This is a genomic window from Streptomyces sp. NPDC004031, from assembly GCF_053604375.1.
In genome coordinates this window covers 144,868-164,161 of sequence record NZ_JBSGHL010000011.1, presented here as the reverse complement: position 1 = coordinate 164,161, position 19,294 = coordinate 144,868, and the positions used below count along the sequence as shown (strand labels likewise).

14 protein-coding genes are annotated in these 19,294 nt (G+C 72.9%); 6 read left to right on the top strand and 8 right to left on the bottom strand.

What is annotated here, in order from left to right; translation table 11 throughout:
- Nucleotides 1–53: 53 nt before the first annotated feature.
- Nucleotides 54–1,868 carry an ABC transporter ATP-binding protein gene (locus ACWERV_RS09905; RefSeq protein ID WP_452930938.1) on the bottom strand — a complete coding sequence of 605 codons (1,815 nt, stop codon included), beginning with the start codon at nt 1,866–1,868 and terminating at the stop codon, nt 54–56.
- Between the two features lie 97 nt (nt 1,869–1,965).
- On the opposite strand from ACWERV_RS09905, the gene ACWERV_RS09900 reads away from it, so the two are divergent.
- The gene (locus tag ACWERV_RS09900; RefSeq protein WP_452930935.1) at nt 1,966–2,541 is read left to right on the top strand and encodes a MarR family winged helix-turn-helix transcriptional regulator; all 576 of its coding nucleotides are present in this window, start codon (nt 1,966–1,968) and stop codon (nt 2,539–2,541) included.
- A 110-nt stretch (nt 2,542–2,651) separates the two neighbouring features.
- Here the strand turns inward: ACWERV_RS09900 and mscL are convergent, their stop codons facing one another.
- Nucleotides 2,652–3,095 (bottom strand): large conductance mechanosensitive channel protein MscL, encoded by a 444-nt coding sequence (gene mscL / locus ACWERV_RS09895; RefSeq protein ID WP_452930933.1) that lies wholly within the window; start codon nt 3,093–3,095, stop codon nt 2,652–2,654.
- A gap of 428 nt (nt 3,096–3,523) precedes the next feature.
- On the opposite strand from mscL, the gene ACWERV_RS09890 reads away from it, so the two are divergent.
- Nucleotides 3,524–5,365: an ABC transporter transmembrane domain-containing protein gene (locus ACWERV_RS09890; protein WP_452930931.1), complete on the top strand. Its 1,842-nt coding sequence runs from the start codon at nt 3,524–3,526 to the stop codon at nt 5,363–5,365.
- Nucleotides 5,362–7,143, top strand: a complete 1,782-nt coding sequence (locus ACWERV_RS09885; RefSeq protein WP_452930928.1) for an ABC transporter ATP-binding protein — start codon at nt 5,362–5,364, stop codon at nt 7,141–7,143. The genes ACWERV_RS09890 and ACWERV_RS09885 overlap by 4 nt, the downstream gene beginning before the upstream one ends.
- 56 nt (nt 7,144–7,199) lie before the next feature.
- Here the strand turns inward: ACWERV_RS09885 and ACWERV_RS09880 are convergent, their stop codons facing one another.
- The gene (locus ACWERV_RS09880; RefSeq protein ID WP_452930925.1) at nt 7,200–8,003 is read right to left on the bottom strand and encodes a metal-dependent hydrolase; all 804 of its coding nucleotides are present in this window, start codon (nt 8,001–8,003) and stop codon (nt 7,200–7,202) included.
- A 136-nt stretch (nt 8,004–8,139) separates the two neighbouring features.
- Here ACWERV_RS09880 and ACWERV_RS09875 point away from each other — a divergent pair, with 136 nt between their 5' ends.
- Complete coding sequence (locus ACWERV_RS09875; RefSeq protein ID WP_452930922.1) at nt 8,140–10,653, top strand: DEAD/DEAH box helicase; 2,514 nt, start codon at nt 8,140–8,142, stop codon at nt 10,651–10,653.
- A 22-nt stretch (nt 10,654–10,675) separates the two neighbouring features.
- Here ACWERV_RS09875 and ACWERV_RS09870 read toward each other — a convergent pair whose 3' ends face one another.
- From ACWERV_RS09870 to ACWERV_RS09855, 4 genes are all read right to left on the bottom strand, one after another.
- A complete protein-coding gene (locus ACWERV_RS09870; RefSeq protein ID WP_452930919.1) occupies nt 10,676–11,704 on the bottom strand; it encodes a DUF6397 family protein in 1,029 nt (342 codons plus the stop codon).
- 320 nt (nt 11,705–12,024) lie between these two features.
- Nucleotides 12,025–12,426 (bottom strand): roadblock/LC7 domain-containing protein, encoded by a 402-nt coding sequence (locus tag ACWERV_RS09865; protein ID WP_398179732.1) that lies wholly within the window; start codon nt 12,424–12,426, stop codon nt 12,025–12,027.
- 119 nt (nt 12,427–12,545) lie between these two features.
- Nucleotides 12,546–12,881 (bottom strand): YnfA family protein, encoded by a 336-nt coding sequence (locus tag ACWERV_RS09860; protein WP_398179735.1) that lies wholly within the window; start codon nt 12,879–12,881, stop codon nt 12,546–12,548.
- Nucleotides 12,882–12,968: 87 nt separating this feature from the next.
- The gene (locus tag ACWERV_RS09855; RefSeq protein WP_452930915.1) at nt 12,969–13,343 is read right to left on the bottom strand and encodes a deoxyxylulose-5-phosphate synthase; all 375 of its coding nucleotides are present in this window, start codon (nt 13,341–13,343) and stop codon (nt 12,969–12,971) included.
- Nucleotides 13,344–13,464: 121 nt separating this feature from the next.
- On the opposite strand from ACWERV_RS09855, the gene ACWERV_RS09850 reads away from it, so the two are divergent.
- Nucleotides 13,465–14,481 (top strand): hypothetical protein, encoded by a 1,017-nt coding sequence (locus tag ACWERV_RS09850; protein WP_452930912.1) that lies wholly within the window; start codon nt 13,465–13,467, stop codon nt 14,479–14,481.
- Nucleotides 14,482–14,641: 160 nt separating this feature from the next.
- Here ACWERV_RS09850 and ACWERV_RS09845 read toward each other — a convergent pair whose 3' ends face one another.
- Nucleotides 14,642–16,021, bottom strand: coding sequence for an FAD-dependent oxidoreductase (locus ACWERV_RS09845; protein WP_452930909.1), 1,380 nt, complete (start codon nt 16,019–16,021; stop codon nt 14,642–14,644).
- Between the two features lie 323 nt (nt 16,022–16,344).
- Between ACWERV_RS09845 and ACWERV_RS09840 the strand changes: the two genes are divergently transcribed.
- Complete coding sequence (locus ACWERV_RS09840) at nt 16,345–19,272, top strand: carbohydrate binding domain-containing protein (RefSeq protein ID WP_452930980.1); 2,928 nt, start codon at nt 16,345–16,347, stop codon at nt 19,270–19,272.
- Nucleotides 19,273–19,294 lie beyond the last annotated feature (22 nt).

The following is a 19,294-nucleotide window of genomic DNA, read 5'->3' as shown; positions in this document are numbered from 1 at the left end:
TCCCGGCGCAGGGGCTGGTCGAAGCGGTCACGGCCGCACCGTGGTCGGGGCGCTCACGGCGCGGTCGTCGCCATCTGCGTGTCGCGCCGGACCAGGGCGGCGTAGCGGCCGCCGGCGGCGAGGAGTTCGTCGTGCGTGCCGCGCTCGACGATCTGTCCGGCGTCGAGCACCACGATCTGGTCGGCGTCGCGGATCGTGGACAGCCGGTGCGCGATGGTGATGGTGGTGCGGCCCGCGGAGAGGGTGTCGATGGCGTCCTGGACGGCCTGCTCGGTGCGGGTGTCCAGGGCGCTGGTCGCCTCGTCGAGGATCAGCACCGGCGGGTCGCGCAGAATGGTGCGGGCGATGGCCAGCCGCTGCTTCTCACCACCGGAGAAGCGGTAGCCGCGCTCACCCACCATGGTGTCGTAGCCGTCCGGCAGTCCGGTGATGTGGTCGTGGATCTGGGCGGCCTTCGCCGCGGCGTGGATCTCGTCGTCGGTGGCGTCCGGCTTGGCGAAGCGCAGGTTCTCCGCGACGGAGGCGTGGAAGAGGTAGGTCTCCTGGGAGACGACACCGACGGCGGCCGCGAGGGTGCCGAAGGTCAGATCGCGCACGTCCGTGCCGTCGAGGGCGACGCGGCCCGCGGTCACGTCGTAGAGCCGGGGCACCAGGTAGCTCAGGGTGCTCTTGCCGGACCCGGTCGCGCCCACCACGGCGAGGCTGCCGCCCGCGGGCACGGTCACGTCGATGCCGCGCAGCGTGGGACCGGCCCCGGAGTCGGGGTCGTAGGAGAAGTCCACGCCCTCGAAGGCGACCTCGCCGCGGACCTCGTCCAGGGCGCGCGCGCCCGGCCGCTCGGTGATGTCGATCGGCAGGTCGAGGTATTCGAAGATGCGCTGGAAGAGCGCGAGCGAGGTCTGCACCTGCACGCCGGTGGCCAGCAGCGAGATGGTGGGCCGGAAGAGGCCCTGCTGGAGCGAGACGAAGGCGACCAGGGTGCCGATGGAGACGGCGGGACCGCCGTGGCCGGTGGTCAGGCCCGCCGCCCAGTACAGCAGCGCGGGCATCGCCGACATCACGATGCCGATGACGGCCATCCGCCAGCGACCCTGCATGTTGGAGCGCACTTCGAGATCGACGAGCCGCTCGGACTCGGTGGAGAAGTCGCGGGTCAGGGAGTCGGCGCGGCCCATGGTGCGGCCGAGCAGGATGCCGCTGACCGACAGCGACTCGGTGACGATCGCGGACATCGCCGCCATCTGCTTCTGCCGCTCGGTGGCGATCTTCTTGCGCTCGCGCCCGACCCGGCGGGCGATCCACACGAACACCGGGAGCAGCACGAGCGAGACGATCGTCAGCCGCCAGTCGAGCGCGGCCATGGCCACGACCGAGGCGATGACCGCGGTGGCGTTGGAGACCAGCGAGGTCGCGGTGGAGGTGACGGTGGCCTGCATGCCGCCGATGTCGTTGGCGATGCGCGACTGCACCTCGCCGGTACGGGTGCGGGTGAAGAAGGCCAGCGACATGCGCTGGAGGCGGGAGTAGACGGCGGTGCGCAGATCGTGCATGACGCGCTGGCCGACGGTGGTGGAGATCAGGGTCTGCAGGACGCCGAAGACGCCGTTGGCGACCGCGGTGGCGATCATGCCGAGGGCGAGCAGGCTCAGCAGGCCGGTGCGGCCCTGCGGGATGGCGGTGTCCAGGATCGCCCGCAGCAGGAACGGCGAGGCGACGGACACCAGCGAGGACAGGGCGACGAGCAGGCCCACGACGGCCAGCCGGCCGCGGTAGGGGCGGAACAGGCGGACGATGCGGCGGACGTCGGTGGGCTTGGCGGACTTCTTCTTCGGTGGGGTCCACCGGTCGGTGAGATCGTCGGGGCGCAAGGGACTCCTCGGGGGACGGCAGCAGGACTCTCGATGGAGAGTGTAGGTCATTGTTACCTATGCTCACAATGAACCTTGTTCTGCTACGCTGTATTCCATGGAGACCCGCACCGCCGAGCCCGCCACGGACACCCCGCACGAGCCGGTGCCCACGGCGTCGCCCGCGACCGGGCCCATCCCCCCGCGCGCCGCACCGGCCGCGGCGTCCGACCGGACCGACGACGTCACCGCGAAGCTGTCCGACCAGCTGCTGGGCCTGAGCCGCCGCCTCCACCGCGCGCAGCGCCACCGGCTGGAGCCGCTCGGCATCACCCCGGCGCAGGCGCGGCTGCTGCGGGCCCTGTCGCACTGGGACGCGCACGGAGCCGAACCGCCCCGGATGGCCGACCTGGCGCAGCGCCTGGAAGTGGTGCCGAGGGCGGTGACGACCCTGGTGGACGCGCTGGAGGAGCGCGAACTCGTGCGCCGGGCGCCCGACCCGTCCAACCGCCGGGTGATCAGGATCGAGCTGACCGACGGCGGGCGGGGCGCGGTGCGGGAGCTGCGGCAGGCGCGCCGCACGGCGGCCGCGGAGATCCTCGCGCCGCTGGACGACGACGCGCGCGCCGCGCTGACCCGGCTGCTGGCCGTCCTCGACCAGGAGGAGCCGGAGAGCGCGGGCCCCCCGCACTGAGGCGGACCCGCCCCTCCCCATGACACGGGGGCTGCGGGGGCTCCGGGGTTGCGGACCCCCGGAGCCCCCACAGCCCCCGTACCGCGTGTCCGGCGGCGCCGGACGGGCGGCTACTTCTCCAGGTCCGGCGTGCCGTCCTGCGCCGGGACCACGGTCTGCGGTATCTGCGCGGTGCAGGCGCTGCACCGCTTGGCAGCCGCCGGAACGGCGGTCAGGCACTCCGGGCACTCGCGCATCGGCGCGCTCGCGGCCTTGGGGAAGAACCGCTCCTGCATACGGTTCATGGGCAGCACGACCAGGAAGTAGATCACCGCCGCGACGATGACGAAGCTGATCGTGGCGTCGATGAAGACCCCGTACGGGAAGGTGACGCCCGAGGCGTGGAAGGTCCTGGCGCTGAAGTCGCCGGTGGCGCCGCTGACCAGGCCCACGATGGGCGTGAGGAACGCCTTGACGAAGCCGTTGACCAGCGCGGTGAAGGCGGCGCCGATGACGATACCGACGGCGAGGTCGACGACGTTGCCGCGGAGCAGGAAGGCGCGGAAGCCCTTCATGGGTGGGGGTCCCCTCTGTGGATCACGAGCGGTCGAAGACCACAGTGTGCCCGCTCCTGCCCCGTACGGGTGAACCGGGCGGCCCGCCGTCCGCTTCACCCCCTTGCGTCCGGCGCCGGCGCCTTCGCCGCCGGTGGGCGGCCTGCGGCGGGCGGGCAGCAGCTGCGGGCGGGGTTCCGGCGGAGCCCGCCGGACGGCGGAAAACCTGTTGACCCCGCACCGGCGGCTTCGCGAAGGTTGCACGGTTCGGGACCGTACCCGGGACGCTTTCCGCCGTTCCGCCCCGGATTCCCGCCCGCCGGATCGTCCGCACCCGCGGCGGAATCGCCCCACCGCGGTACCGCCCGACCGCGGAACCGTCCGCCGTGGAACCGCGCGACCGCGGAACCACCCGTGCCCGCCACCCGCCGCTCCGACCCCAGGACATCATGCCGTCCCTACGCGACCTTCCGCTGTCCGATCCCGGTGTCCCCGACGTCCGTTCCGGAACGCGTTTCCTGCTCTGGCTGGAGATACGGCAGTGGCGCGGCCAGCTGCTCGCCACCGCCTGGGGGACCCTGCACCTGGCCGCGGTGGCGACCTTCCCGGTGCCCGTCGGCCTGGCCGTGCAGGCGGTCGTCGACCACTCGGGCCGCCGGCTCGCGGCGGCCGGCGCCCTGATGCTGCTGCTCGGGGCGCTCACCGCGCTCGGCGACACGATGCTGCACCGCACCGCCGTGACGAACTGGATCAGCGTCGCCGCCCGCGTCCAGCAACTGCTGGCCCGTAAGACCGTCGAGCTGGGCGCGGTGCTCACCCGGCGTGTCGCGGCGGGCGAGGTGGTGGCGGTGAGCACCGGCGACGTGGAAAAAATCGGATGGTTCGTCGAGGCCCTGGCGCGCTTCACCTCCGCGCTGCTGGCCACCGTGGGGGTGACCGTCGCCCTGCTGGTCTACCGGCCCGAGCTGGGCGGCATCGTCGCCGCCTCCGTGCCCGTTCTGGCCCTCGCCGCGCTGCCGCTGCTGCCCGCGGCGACACGGCGCGCCGACGCCCAGCGGGAGAAGGCGGGCAAGGCCACCGAGCTGGCGTCCGACACCGTCGCGGGGCTGCGGGTGCTGCGCGGCATCGGCGGCGAGGAGCTCTTCCTCGACCGCTACCGGCGCGCGTCGCAGCAGGTACGTGCCGCCGCCGTGCACAGCGCCCGGATGTGGGCGCTGATCAGCGCGGTGCAGACGCTGCTGCCCGGACTGCTGCTGGTCGGCGTGGCCTGGTACGGCGCGCGGCTGGCGCTCGACGGGCAGATCACGGCGGGCGAGCTGGTCACCGTGTACGGCGCGGTGGGCTTCCTGCTGATGCCGCTGCGCAACTTCGAGGAGATCGCCATGGCCTGGTCCTTCTCCCGGCCTTCGGCGAAGCGCGCGGCCCGGGTGCTGGCGCTCTCCAGGAACGCGGCCGCGCCCTCCGGCGGGACGCCCGACACCGGCGCGCCCGCACCCACCGGTGACCTGTGCGATCCGCTGACCGGGCTGTGCGCCCCGCACGGCCTGCTCACCGCCGTGGTGTGCGGCGACCCGGACGCCGCGGGGCGGCTGGCCGACCGGCTGGGCGGCCACAGCCCGTCGGGGCAGGACGGCGAGCCCTCCGCGACGCTGGGCGGGCAGCCGCTCGACGCGCTGCCACTGGCGGTCGCACGCGCCGCGGTCCTGGTGCAGGACAAGGATCCGGTGCTGCTGTCGGGCACCCTCGCCGAACTGCTCGCGGTGCCGTCCTCCGGGCGCGTCGCACCGGACGAGGCGCTGGCGGCGGCCCAGTGCGGAGACGTGCTGGAGTCCCTGGTGCAGTCGCTGCCGGAGACGGAGGCCGAGCCCGATCCGATGCGGGCCAGGATCACCGAGCGCGGCAGGTCGCTGTCCGGCGGCCAGCGGCAGCGGCTGGCCCTCGCCCGCTCGCTGGTCGCCGACCCCGGGGTGCTGGTGCTGGACGAGCCGACGTCGGCGGTCGACGCGCACACCGAGGCGCGGATCGCCCGCGGCCTCGGGGCGGTACGGGCGGGCCGCACGACCGTCGTCCTCACCTCCAGCCCGCTGGTGCTCGACCGGGCCGACCGGGTGGTCCTCCTCGACGGCGGCACCGCGGTGGCCACCGGGCGCCACCACGACCTGCTGCGCACCGACCCCCGCTACCGCGCCGTGGTCACCCGGGAGCCCGACGCGGGCACCGCCGACCGCGGCTCTTTGCCCGCCCCCGCGGGCGCCGCTCACCCGACCGTCCCGATGGAGGAGTCCGCATGATCGGCGTGCGACCGCCGGAGCACGATCCGGCCGCACCGCAGCAGAGCAGCACCCTTCCGGTGGGCTCGCCCGCGACGGTGCGCGCGTACGTCCGCGAGCTGGCCCGCCGCCACCGCCGCGCCTTCCTGCTGCTGGTGGGCGTCAACACGGTGTCGGTGCTGGCCTCGATGGTGGGCCCCTACGTGCTGGGCGGGATGGTCCAGGACCTGTCCGACGGGGGAGGGGACGTGCACCTCGGGCGGGCGGTGGCCTTCTTCCTGGCCGCGCTGGTGGTGCAGGCGTTCTTCGTCCGCCTGGTGCGGCTGCGCGGCGCGATGCTGGGCGAGCGGATGCTGGCCGACCTGCGCGAGGACTTCCTGGTGCGCTCGGTGTCGCTGCCGCCCGGCGTGCTGGAGCGGGCGGGAACGGGCGACCTGCTCTCCCGGATCACGACCGACATCGACCGGCTGGCCAACGCGATGCGCGAGGCGGTGCCGGAGCTGGCGATCGCCGTGGTGTGGGCGGCCCTGCTGCTGGGCGCGCTCTGCGTGACCTCGCCGCCGCTGGCCCTGGCCGTCCTGGTGGCCCTCCCGGTCCTTCTCGTCGGCGCCCGCTGGTACTACCGGCGGGCCCCGCAGGGCTACCGCTCCGAGGCCGCGGGGTATGCCGCCGTCGCCGCGGCGCTCACCGAGTCGGTCGACGCGGGCCGCACCATCGAGGCGCACGGGCTCGGCAGCCGCCGTGAGGAGCTGTCGCGGACCCGGATCGGGCAGTGGGTGGCCTGGGAGCGCTACACGATGTGGCTGCGCACCGTCCTCTTCCCGGTGATCAACGCGACCCATGTGCTGGTGCTGACCTCGGTCCTGATGATCGGCGGCACCTTCGCGCTGCACGGCTGGGTGACCGCGGGCCAGCTCACCACCGGTGCCCTCTACGCCGAGATGCTGATCAACCCGGTCAACATGATCCTGCGCTGGTACGACGAGCTGCAGGTCGCCCAGGTCTCGCTGGCCCGCCTGGTCGGCGTCCGCGAGATCGAGGAGCAGGCGGGCGACGAGCGGATCTCCCCGCTCGGCCGCGAGGTCGAGGCCGAGCGGGTGCGCTTCGGCTACCGCGCGGGCAGCGACGTGCTGCACGACGTCAGCCTGCGTGTGACGCCGGGCAGCCGGGTCGCGCTGGTCGGGCCGTCGGGTGCGGGCAAGTCGACCCTGGGCAGGCTGCTGGCCGGGATCTACGCCCCGCGCACCGGCGCGGTCACCCTCGGCGGCGCGCAGCTCGCCCGGATGCCCGCCGAACGCGTCCGCGCACACGTGGCACTGGTCAACCAGGAGCACCACGTCTTCGTCGGGACGCTGCGCGACAACCTGCTGCTGGCCAGGGCGGGCGCGGCCGACGGCGAGCTGTGGGAGGCGCTGCGGGCGGTGGACGCGGAGGAGTGGGCGACGGGGCTGCCCGGCGGCCTGGACACCGAGGTCGGCTCCGGCGGCTCGGTCCTCACCCCGGCGCAGGCGCAGCAGCTCGCGCTGGCCCGGCTGGTGCTGGCCGACCCGCACACGCTGGTGCTGGACGAGGCCACCTCGCTGCTGGACCCGCGCGCCGCGCGCCATCTGGAGCGTTCGCTGTCGCGGGTGCTGGACGGCCGCACGGTCGTCGCCATCGCCCACCGGCTGCACACGGCGCACGACGCCGACGTGATCGCGGTGGTCGAGGACGGCAGGATCAGTGAGCTGGGCAGCCACCACCAGCTCGTCGCCGCGGACGGCGCCTACGCCGCCCTGTGGCGCTCCTGGCACGGCTGAGCTGCCCGGCCCCTCGCCGGACCGCCCGGCAGCGGGCGGTCCGGCGGCCGCGGGCGTCAGCCGACGAAGCTCAGGGCCCCCAGCGCTCCCAGGGCGCAGCCGCCGCCGACCACGAGGAAGACCGGCATGAGGACCTTGATCTCGACCCAGCTGCCGGCGCGGAAGCGCATGAACTTCGGCGGACCGACCGGATACCAGCGGCGCCGCCCGATCGGTATCGGCCACAGCACCGGGCAGCCGGAGACGGTGAGCGCGTCGCCGAGGCAGTGCACCAGCGAGCCCAGCACGATCGGCAGGCCGATCCACAGGTAGTGCTGGCCGGGCTGGGTGAAGAGCCAGTCCTTGCCGTTGCCCGGGTCGTCCAGGATGTCGGCGAGCATCCACGCGCTGGTGGCCCCGAGGAGCCACACCAGGACGTCGTGCGCGCCGCGGGCCTGCCGCCACAGCAGGCCCTCGACGGCCAGCACCATGTGGATGAAGAGGATGACCAGCACCGCCCAGCGCCCGCCGTACACGGCGGCGGCGGAGAAGCCCGCGCCGATGAGCACCGCCCACACCCAGGTGTGCGTCAGGGTGCGGTGGCCGCCGGCCCGGCGCGGGTCGCCGGCCTTGCGGGTCGCCTTGTAGGTCGCGTGCGCGATGGCGTCCACGATCTTGCACAGCCACCGCGACAGCGGGCCGAAGGCCCGGGAGATCGTCGCCGCCTGGTGGTCGAGGTCCGGGGCGAGCGCCGCGCCCGCGCAGATCAGGGCGCCGACGAGCACCGTCGGCCAGGGCATCGGATGGTCGAGGCCCGCGGCTACCGCGCCGACGGCCAGCCAGGCCGCAGCCCCGGACAGTGAATGCGCAGGTCCCATCATCAGGCTGCTCCGTCCCCCAAAATGTGCCGCCCGCAGGCGGAGTTGACGCGTGGTTCGACGGCACACCATATCGTCGGTGATCTTCCGCGACGCCTCCGGTTCCGCCCGGAGCGGCCCGGACAGGCAAGATGGTGGGGTGACCCTTATCGACCAGCTGCCGTCCGACCCCGGCCCCGACGCCCTCTTCGACGCGTTCTCGACCTGGGCGCAAGGGCAGGGCCTCACGCTCTACCCCGCCCAGGAGGAGGCGCTGATCGAGGTGGTCTCGGGGGCGAACGTGATCCTCTCCACCCCCACCGGTTCCGGAAAGAGCCTAGTCGCGGCCGGTGCGCACTTCGCCGCGCTGGCCCGCGACGAGGTCACCTTCTACACCGCGCCGATCAAGGCGCTGGTGTCGGAGAAGTTCTTCGACCTGTGCAAACTCTTCGGCACCGAGAACGTCGGCATGCTCACCGGCGACGCCTCGGTGAATCCGGACGCGCCCGTCATCTGCTGCACCGCCGAGGTGCTGGCCTCGATCGCGCTGCGCGACGGCCGGGACGCGGACGTCGGCCAGGTGGTCATGGACGAGTTCCACTTCTACGCCGAGCCGGACCGCGGCTGGGCGTGGCAGATCCCGCTGCTGGAGCTGCCGCAGGCGCAGTTCCTGCTGATGTCGGCGACCCTCGGCGACGTCTCCCGCTTCGAGGAGGACCTCACCCGCAGGACCGGGCGGCCCACCTCCGTGGTGCGCTCGGCGACCCGCCCGGTGCCGCTGAGCTACGAGTACCGCACGACGGCGATGACCGAGACGCTCACCGAGCTGCTGGAGACCCGTCAGTCGCCCGTCTACATCGTGCACTTCACGCAGGCGGCCGCGGTGGAGCGGGCCCAGGCGCTGATGAGCATCAACATGTGCTCGCGCGCGGAGAAGGACGCCATCGCCGAGCTGATCGGCAACTTCCGCTTCACCACCGCCTTCGGCCGCAACCTCTCGCGCTACGTCCGGCACGGCATCGGCGTGCACCACGCGGGGATGCTGCCGAAGTACCGCCGGCTGGTGGAGAAGCTGGCGCAGGCGGGTCTGCTGAAGGTGATCTGCGGGACGGACACCCTCGGCGTGGGCGTCAACGTGCCCATCCGCACCGTCCTGTTCACCGCGCTGACCAAATACGACGGGCAGCGGGTGCGGGTGCTGCGGGCCCGGGAGTTCCACCAGATCGCCGGGCGGGCGGGCCGGGCCGGCTTCGACACCGCGGGCTTCGTGGTGGCCCAGGCGCCCGAGCACGTGATCGAGAACGAGAAGGCGCTGGCGAAGGCGGGCGACGATCCGAAGAAGCGCCGCAAGGTGGTGCGCAAGAAGGCTCCCGAGGGCTTCGTCAACTGGTCGCAGAACACCTTCGAGAAGCTCATCGCCTCCGAGCCGGAACCGCTGACCTCGCGCTTCCGTGTCACCCACGCGATGCTGCTGTCGGTCATCGCGCGGCCGGGCAACGCCTTCGACGCGATGCGCCGCCTGCTGGAGGACAATCACGAGGACCGCCGCTCCCAGCTGCGGCACATCCGCCGGGCCATCGCCATCTACCGGTCGCTGCTGGACGGCGGCGTGGTGGAGCGGCTGGACGAGCCCGACGCAGAGGGCAGGATCGTCCGGCTGACCGTCGATCTCCAGCAGGACTTCGCGCTCAACCAGCCGCTGTCCACCTTCGCGCTCGCCGCCTTCGAGCTGCTCGACCCCGACTCCCCGTCCTATGCGCTCGACATGGTCTCGGTGGTCGAGTCGACGCTCGACGACCCGCGGCAGATCCTGGCGGCCCAGCAGAACAAGGCCAGGGGCGACGCGGTGGCCGCGATGAAGGCCGACGGCGTGGAGTACGAGGAGCGCATGGAGCGGCTGCAGGAGGTGTCGTACCCCAAGCCGCTGGAAGAGCTCCTGCTGCACGCCTACGGCGTGTACCGCAAGAGCCACCCCTGGGTCGGTGACCATCCGGTGTCCCCCAAATCGGTGGTGCGCGACATGTACGAGCGCGCGATGACGTTCTCCGAATTCGTGTCGTACTACGAGCTGGCCAGGACCGAGGGCATCGTGCTGCGCTACCTGGCGAGCGCGTACAAGGCGCTGGACCACACCGTGCCCGACGACCTGAAGTCCGAGGACTTCCAGGACCTCACCGCCTGGCTCGGCGAGCTGGTCCGGCAGGTCGACTCCAGCCTGCTGGACGAGTGGGAGCAGCTGGCCAACCCCGAGGTGGAGACCGCGGAGGAGGCCGCCGAGCGCGCCGACCAGGTCAAGCCGGTCACCGCGAACGGCCGGGCCTTCCGCGTCCTGGTCCGCAACGCGCTCTTCCGCCGCGTGGAGCTGGCCGCCCTGGAGAAGTACGAGCTGCTGGGCGAGCTGGACGAGGCGTCCGGCTGGGACGCGGACGCGTGGGCCGACGCCATGGACGCCTACTGGGACGAGTACGACGACCTCGGCACCGGTCCGGACGCCCGTGGCCCGAAACTGCTCATGATCGAGGAGGAGCCGCAGCACGGGCTCTGGCGCGTGCGGCAGACCTTCGCCGACCCCGCGGGCGACCACGGCTGGGGCATCTCGGCCGAGGTCGACCTCGCGGCCTCCGACGAGGAGGGCCGCGCGGTGATCAGGGTGACCGGGGTCGGCGAGCTCTGAAGGCACTCCCCCGCGGGTGGCGTCAGCCGTCGACGGCCTGGCGCCGCCCGCGCAGCAGCCGCAGCAGGCTGCGCCGGGGCCGCTCCCCCACGGCCCAACCATCCGCGCCGGGCCCGGACAGCGGCGACGGCGACGGCGACGGCGACGGCGACGGCGACGGCGACGGCGCGAGCATGACGCCCCGCCCTGTCACCAGGGCACCGGCCGGCTCCGGCGGCGCTGCGCGCCACGGCTCGTGCCGCGGCTTCGGCGGCACCCTCTCCCCCGCTCGGGCACGGCCGAGGGCCTCGGCCAGTGCCAGCAGTCCGGCGGCGACCTCGTCCGGGGCGTCCGCGACCGTCAGCCGTCTGATCAGAGCCGGACCGGCGAGCGGTCCCGGGTGGCCGTGGGGCAGCACCGTGTGGATACCCCGCAGGCGCCTGCGTTCGTGCGGATTCGGCACCGCCTCGTCGATGACCTCGGGCCCCAGCAACGCCGCCCAGACCGCGGCCTCCTCCCAGGGGCCGGGTGCGTCCTGCACCAGCCGGGTGACCTGCCGGGACCGCCAGCCGCGCGCCCGCAGATCCACCCCCTCCGCATCCGCCGCGCGCACGTCCGACGGCAGCTTCCCGGCCAGCAGCGCGGGCCGGGCCACCGCGAACTCCCGCAGCTCACCGGCGAGGTAGAGCCATACGAGGGCCCGGTAGCGGTTCACGTACCACCGCACGGGCCGGAGGCATCCCGCGCGCGTCAGCCGCAGCATCCGATCCCGGCCGATCCCGAGCAGCTCGGCCGCCGCCGTGGTGCTGACCAGCTCGATCCGCGAGAGCAGGGCCTGCGTGCCGCCGTCCTGTCCGCGCACCCGGGCAACCTCCGCGGCGGACACCCTCGGCCGGTCGGCGGCCCCGCCCGTGACCGTGCCGATTTCGCCGAGCTGCAACGCCAGCTCGAACTCGGCGAACGGCAGGCCCAGTTCCTCCCGGGCCCGGTTGAGAGTGAACGTCTGCGGCGCGGTCTCCTCCACCACCTCGGACGGCAGCGGCGGCTGCACCGCCTCCGCCGGACGCGGCACCCGTGCCCGCCGCTCCGGGCGGGAAGCCGGGCGGCCCGCAGGCCCGTTCGCCCCCGGCCCCTTCCGCGCACCGCCCGAGCCCACCGAGCCCGCGGGGACCGCTTTCGCCGCCCCCGGCCCCGGCCTGTCCGTCACCCGCGCCGGGCCCGTCGCCGTCCTTGTCGTCCCCATCGCAACCACCGTCCCTCTGTGCTGTCGTTCAATCACTGACAGTCACGACGATAGCGCGCGCGGACGACCACCCGTTCCCGGCCCTGTGGATAACTCACATCTCCGCAGCTCAGCTCATAGTTCGCAGCGCGATCGGCCCCGGCGGGAACTCAGTACGGCGAGCTCGACTGGCGGGCCGCGACCCCGAGGTGCTCGCCCACCCGGTGCACCAGCAGGGTCATCTCGTAGGCCACCCGCCCGACGTCGGCCTCCATGCCGCTGAGCACCGCGAGGCAACTTCCGTCGCCCGCCGCCGTCACGAAGAGGTAGCCCTCGTCGAACTCGACCATCGTCTGCCGGACCCCGCCGACGCCGAACTGCCGGCCGGCCCCCTTGGCAAGGCTGTGGAATCCGGACGAGACCGCCGCCAGATGCTCCGCCGTCGGACGGTCCAGGCTCTCGCTGGCTCCGGTCACCAGTCCGTCGTTGGACAGGACGAGGGCGTGTCGGACGTGCGGCACGCGCCGTGTCAGATCATCGAGCAGCCATGCAAGCTTGTTGCTCACCGTCATCGCCCCTGCCTCCCGTCTCCCCTGCCGTAGAGCCTGTCGCGCCCGAGGCGCTTCGGCAACCCCGCCTCGGGGCGCCACAGGGACGGAACGGCCGGGCTTCGGCCGGGGACCGGCGGGTTTCAGCCGCCGCGCGGGGCATACATGATGACGCCCACTCCGACCAGGCAGATCACGGCCCCGATGATGTCGAAGCGGTCCGGGCGGTAACCGTCGGCGACCACACCCCACAGCAGCGAACCGGCCACGAACACGCCGCCGTACGCGGCCAGAATGCGGCCGAACTCCGCGTCGGGCTGGCGGGTCGCGACGAATCCGTAGAGGCCGAGGGCCACGACACCCGCCCCCATCCAGGCCAGGCCCCGGTGCTCGCGCACGCCCTGCCAGATCAGCCAGGCGCCGCCGATCTCCAGCACGGCGGCGAGGACGAAAAGGGCCATGGAACGCAGGGTGATCATCCCCCCATGATGCATGGCCGGTATCCGCGGACGGCGGGGAGGTGCCGGCTCGTCGCACGGGCCGGACGGACCGGGCGGAAGGGGCCGCTACGGCATGCATCGCCCCGGGGCTTCGTTACCGTGCGTCACGTCCCGGCACTGCAGCGCGACCGCGACCGGCACTCCGGTGGCCGCGGCGTGGGCCAGCCGCTCGCGCACCTCGCGCGACGTGCGCGGCCGGTAGCCCGGACCGTCCTGGCAGCATTCGCACGCGGAGTGGAAGCGCAGCCCGGACGCGAGCACCGCGCCGAGCGCGCGCCACGCCGCCTTGTCCCGGCGCCTGGGGGCGGCGAACTGCGTTCCGGCGTTGACGAGCCGCCCCGCACAACGCAGGCACGTTCCCGCCGTGTCGCGGGCGATCGGCACTTTCCACGAGGACCGGCACGACAGACAGACGTAGTGGGTGCTGCGGATGCGTCCCATGCGGCGAGGATAGGCGACGGCGACGAGCCGCCGAACGGATTTACGGTGCCTCCGACCCCCTCGACGTAGTGGTTACCGGCTGGTTAAGGTGCGCGAACCGGAACGAGAGGGAGGGCGCCACATGGCCGCGGCCGAGCATGCCGACTACGCGGAGGACGAGGACGCGCTGTTCGTGCTGACGGCCGCGATGCTGACCGCCGAGCGCTTCCCCGGAGTGCTCGGTGACGACTACCCCGCCGCGTGCGAGCAGTTGGGGCTCGACCCGCTGCCCGACGGCTACGGCCTGATGTTCGGCCAGGACGGCCGCGGCGCCCGCTGGACGGTCGTCACCACGGACGCCGCCCTCGTCGCGTGCGCGCTGGCGGCGTGGGACTGCGGCCTGGAGTACGAGCTGGCGCCGCAGGAAGAGACGCTTGCCGCGTCGCTGCCGGGCTGGCCGCTGCCGGTGGCCGTGGCGGTGCCGGACGTCCCGGATCCGCACGACCCGGCCGAGGAGGAGGCGGGGCCCGCGCTCACCCCGCCGGACGTCTCGGTCTGGGGGCCGCCGCAACGGCGGCTGGGCGCCGACGAGATAGCGGTGCACTGGCACGAGTGGCGCGACCAGCTCCCGCCGTCCCTCGCTCCCGCGGACGTGTCACCTGACACGGCGCCCGGTGCAGCGCCCGACACGGCGCCCGCCCCTGCCCCGCAGGAGGCGGCGGATTCCACGGGTCCAGGTACGGACGGCGAGAAGGCCGCGGGCGCCGCGAGCGGCACGGCCGCTTCCGGCACGGCCGCTTCCGGCACGGGCGAGGCGGCACCGGACGCGGACGCTCCGCCCGCGGGTCCGGACGCCGAGGCCGCGCCCGGCCCCGCCGACGCCGCCGCCGCGCCGGCCGAGATCTCCCACCCCGGGGTGCGCCGCGCGCTGGCCGAAGCGGCGCAGTACGTCAGCACTCCCCCGCCGCCCGGCCGGGTACGGACCACCGCGGGGTCGCTGCGCGCCGACGGACCGGGATGGAGTCTGGTCGCCCGGACCGACGACATCGCCTTCGTGCTGCTGGACGACGCTCCCGGCGAGATCATGCCGGTCGGCCGCGGCCGGTCGCTGCCGCACCTGCTGGAGGCGCTCGACAAACTCGCGGGCTCACCCTCCTGACGGCGGGCAGGCTGCCGCGCCCCGCACACGTACGCACCCCCGCACTCCGGCCGCGGCCCCGCGCACGTACGCACCCCGGCACCATGCCCGCACCGCGCGCACGTACGCGGTCGCCGACGGTCCCGGTCCGCGTGGCCGGGCCCGTGCCCTGCCGTGGACCTCAGTCGGCGGCGAGGTCCGCGGCCACCGCGTCGGCAGCCTTCCGGGCGGCCACCAGCACGGGGTCCCACACCGGGGAGAAGGGCGGGGCGTAGCCGAGGTCGAGGCCGGTCATCTGCTCGACCGTCATGCCCGCGGTGAGCGCGACCGCGCCGACGTCGACCCGCTTGGCCGCGCCCTCGCCACCGACGATCTGCAGGCCCAGCAGCCGCCCGCTGCGGCGCTCGGCCAGCATCTTGACCGTCATGACGGCCGCGCCCGGGTAGTAGCCGGCGCGGCTGGTGGACTCGATGACCGCGGTCACGAACTGCAGGCCGGCCGCCCGTGCCTGGGACTCCTTCAGGCCGGTGCGGGCGATCTCCACGTCGCAGACCTTGCTCACGGCGGTGCCCACGACGCCCGGGAAGGTGGCGTAACCGCCGCCGATGTTGATGCCGATGATCCGGCCGTGCTTGTTGGCGTGGGTGCCGAGCGCGATGTGCTGGAACTCGCCGGAGACGAGGTTGAGCACCTCGACGCAGTCGCCGCCCGCCCAGACGCGTTCGCTGCCGCGCACCCGCATGGCGCGGTCGGTGAGCAGGCCGCCGTGGGCGCCGAGCGGCAGTCCCGCGGCGGCCGCGAGCCGGGTCTGCGGCCGGACGCCGAGACCGAGCACCACCAGGTCGGCCGGATGCTCGCCCGCGTCCGTCGCCACCGCGCGGACCCGGCCGTCCGCACCGGTGAGCACCTCGCGGACCGGGGTGCCGGAGACCACCCGCACCCCGAGGCCTTCGAGTGCGGTGCGCACCAGTCGGCCCATGTCCGGATCCAGAGTGGTCATGGGCTGTTCGTTGCGGTCGATCAGGGTCACGTCGAGCCCGTGCCGCAGCATCGCCTCGGCCATCTCGACACCGATGTAGCCGCCGCCCACGACGACGGCCCGCCGTACCCCGGAGCGTTCCAGCCCCCGGAGGACGGCCTCGCCGTCGTCGAGCGTCTGCACGCCGAAGACGCCCGGCGCGTCGATGCCCGGCACGCGCGGGCGCACCGGTTCCGCGCCGGTGGCGATCACCAGGTGGTCGTAGCCGGTCCACTCCTCGCGGCCCGCGGCGTCCCGGCTGCGGACCCGGCCGCGCTCCGGGTCGATCGTGACGACCTCGGTGCCGAGCCGCAGGTCGATGGCGCGCTCGCGGTGCTCCTCTGCGGTCCTGGCGACGAGGGCGCCGGGACCGGCCGCGTCGCCCGCGATCCAGTACGGGATGCCGCAGGCCGAGTAGGAGGTGTGGCGGCCGCGCTCGAAAGCGACGATCTCCAGGTCCGCGGCGTCCCTGCGGCGCCGTGCCTGCGACGCGGCCGACATACCGGCGGCGTCGCCGCCGATGACCACCAGACGCTCCGTCATCTCCGCCGGACCACCTTCCGTCGCGCGGGTGCGGCTGCCGCACCTCGATCACCCTACGTGCGGTGCGGCACCGTGCCCGTCCGCACCTCTTTACGTCACTCACATGTCCCAGTACCTTCACGAAGGTTCTTGCAGCAAGTTGCGCAAGAAATACGGCCGTTCTTTCCGTGGCGCGCGGAGGAGACGGCACCCCCCACACCGGCCGCCCGTGTGCGGCCCTTTCCGAGGAGCACCCTGTGACCCTCCTGACGCGCCATCACCACAGGGCCGGGCCCGGCCCGCTGACGCTGCTGCTCGCCGCGCTCTGCGCGCTCGTGGCCGCGCTGCTGCCCGCGACCGGCGGTGCCCGCGCCTCCGCGGCGACCGCCGCCGGCAACAGCGCCACCATCTTCTACTCCACGACATCGACCGGCTGGGCGGCCTACAACCTGCACTGGGCGCCGGACGGCGGCAGCTGGACGACCGTTCCCGGGGTGGCCATGGAGACGGCCTGCACCGGCTGGGTGAAGAAGACCGTCGATCTGGGCGCCGCCACCGGGTGGCAGGCCACGTTCACCGACGGCCGGGGCACCTGGGACAACAACGGTGGCAAGAACTACGCCCTGGGCACCGGCACCATCACCGTCAAGGACGGCGCGGTGGCGCACAGCGACCCGTGCGCCGGGGATACCGGCGACCCGCCGGCGGCCACGTCCGCGACGGTCTTCTACTCCACCGCGACGGTCGGCTGGACGACCGTCAACCTGCACTACGCGCCGAACGGCAAGCCGTGGACGGCCGTTCCGGGCGTCGGCATGGAACCGGCCTGCACCGGGTGGGTGAAGAAATCCGTCGATCTGCAAGGCGCCGGAGGCCTCGCGGCGACGTTCAACAACGGTAACGGCACGTGGGACAACAACAACGGCGCCAACTACGCGCTGGGCACCGGGGTGAGCACGGTCAAGGACCACAAGGTGACCTCCGGGGCCGCGGATCCCTGCGCGGCGGTCGTGCCCGACACCACACCGCCGAGTGTGCCGGACGCGGTCAAGGCCGCGGCCACCGACACCGCGGTGGTGCTGACGTGGGATCCGTCCACCGACGACACCGGGGTGACGGGCTACCAGGTCACCCGTACCGGCGGCAGCAGGGGCACGGTGGTGACGAGCGTGGGCTCCACGGTCTTCTCCGAGTCCGGCCTGGAGGAGGCCACCACCTACACCTACACCGTCGTCGCGCTGGACGCGGCGGGCAACGTGTCGGCGGCCTCCGCCCCGGCGAGCGCGACCACCGGCCACGCCCCGCCGCCCGCCACCTCCGGCGAGATGATCGGCACGGACCCGCGCAAGGACCCGATCTACTTCGTGCTCACCGCGCGCTTCTACGACGGCGACACGAGCAACGACCGCGGCGGGAACCAGGACGTGGCCTCCGGCAACGCCGCCAACCACGACCCGATGTTCCGCGGCGACTTCAAGGGCCTGGTCCAGAAGCTGGACTACGTCAAGGCGCTCGGCTTCTCGGCGATCTGGATCACCCCGGTGGTCCTCAACCGCAGCGACTACGACTACCACGGCTACCACGGGTGGGACTTCTACCGGGTCGACCCCCGGCTGGAGTCGGCCGGCGCGTCCTACCAGGACCTCATCAACGCCGCGCACGCCAAGGGCATCAAGATCTACCAGGACGTCGTCTACAACCACAGTTCCCGGTGGGGTGCCAAGGGCCTCTTCGTGCCCACCGTCTACGGCGTCCGGGACACCCAGTGGTCGTGGTACTACGACGAGAAGGAGGACGGCTTCGGCTACGACGGTCTGACGATCGATCCGAAGACCGGGAAGTCGTACTACAACGGCGATCTGTGGTCGACCGCGGAACCGGCCGGAAACACCTGCCTGAACTGGGGCAAGCCCAACGGCCAGCACAGTCCCGAGGGCTACACCCTCTACAACTGCCAGTGGCCCACGCCCACCTCGGGGCTCTTTCCCGCCGACCTCTACCACCAGTGCTGGATCGGCAACTGGGAGGGCGAGGACTCCCGGTCGTGCTGGCTCGCCGACGACCTCGCCGACTTCAACACCGAGAACCCGACGGTGCAGAACTACCTGATCGGCGCCTACGACAAGTACATCGACATGGGCGTGGACGGATTCCGCATCGACACCGCCGTGCACATTCCGCGCGTCACCTGGAACCGCCGGTTCCTGCCCGCCATCCAGCAGCGCGTGCTCCAGGACTGGGGTCAGGACAAGGCGCAGAACTTCTTCGTCTTCGGCGAGGTCGGCGCCTTCGTCAACGACAAGTGGAACCGCGGTTCGGTCAACCATTCGGCGCAGTTCTACACATGGAAGGAGCGCAAGGAATACAGCCCCGACGACGCCACCGCCGCGATCGAGCAGTACACCTACGAGGAGCAGCTCGGCACCGGCAACCAGCCGACGTCCGCCAACGCCTTCCTCGACGGCAACGCTTACCACACGCCGGACCACAGCCGGTTCTCCGGCATGAACATCATCGATATGCGCATGCACATGAATTTCGGTGACGCGCACAACGCCTTCTTCAACGGCAAGGACTCCGACGACTCGACGAACGACGCGACCTACAACGTCGTCTATGTCGACAGCCACGACTACGGGCCCAACAAATCGTCCGTGCGCTATGCCGGAGGCCAGGACGCGTGGGCCGAGAACATGGCGCTGATGTGGACGTTCCGCGGCATCCCCACCCTCTACTGCGGCTCGGAGATCCAGTTCCAGGCCGGAAAGACGATCGACTGCGGGCCGAGCTGCCCGCTGGCGACGACGGGCCGGGCCTACTACGGCGACCATCTGGAGGGCAGCGTCACCGCGCCGGACTTCGGTGTGGTGGGCAGCGCGTCCGGTGCGGTGGCCACCACACTCGCGCAGCCGCTGGTCGAGCACCTGCAGCGGCTCAACCTGATCCGCCGGGCGATACCGGCCCTGCAGATGGGCCAGTACAGCACGGACGGGGTCAGCGGCGGCGGCATGTCGTTCAAGCGCCGCTACACCGACAGCGCCTCCGGGACCGACAGCTTCGCCCTGGTGACGGTGACGGACGCGGCCACCTTCAGCGGGATACCGAACGGCCGCTACGTCGATGCCGTCACCGGGGACGTGCGGACGGTCGCCGACGGGACGCTGTCCGTCGCCGCGCCCGGCAAGGGCGACATGCGCGTCTACGTCCTCGACCTGGGCGGCAGCAACGCCACGCCGGGCAAGATCGGCACGGACGGACCGTATCTGAAGTAGCGCGGCTGCCCGCCCGAGCCTC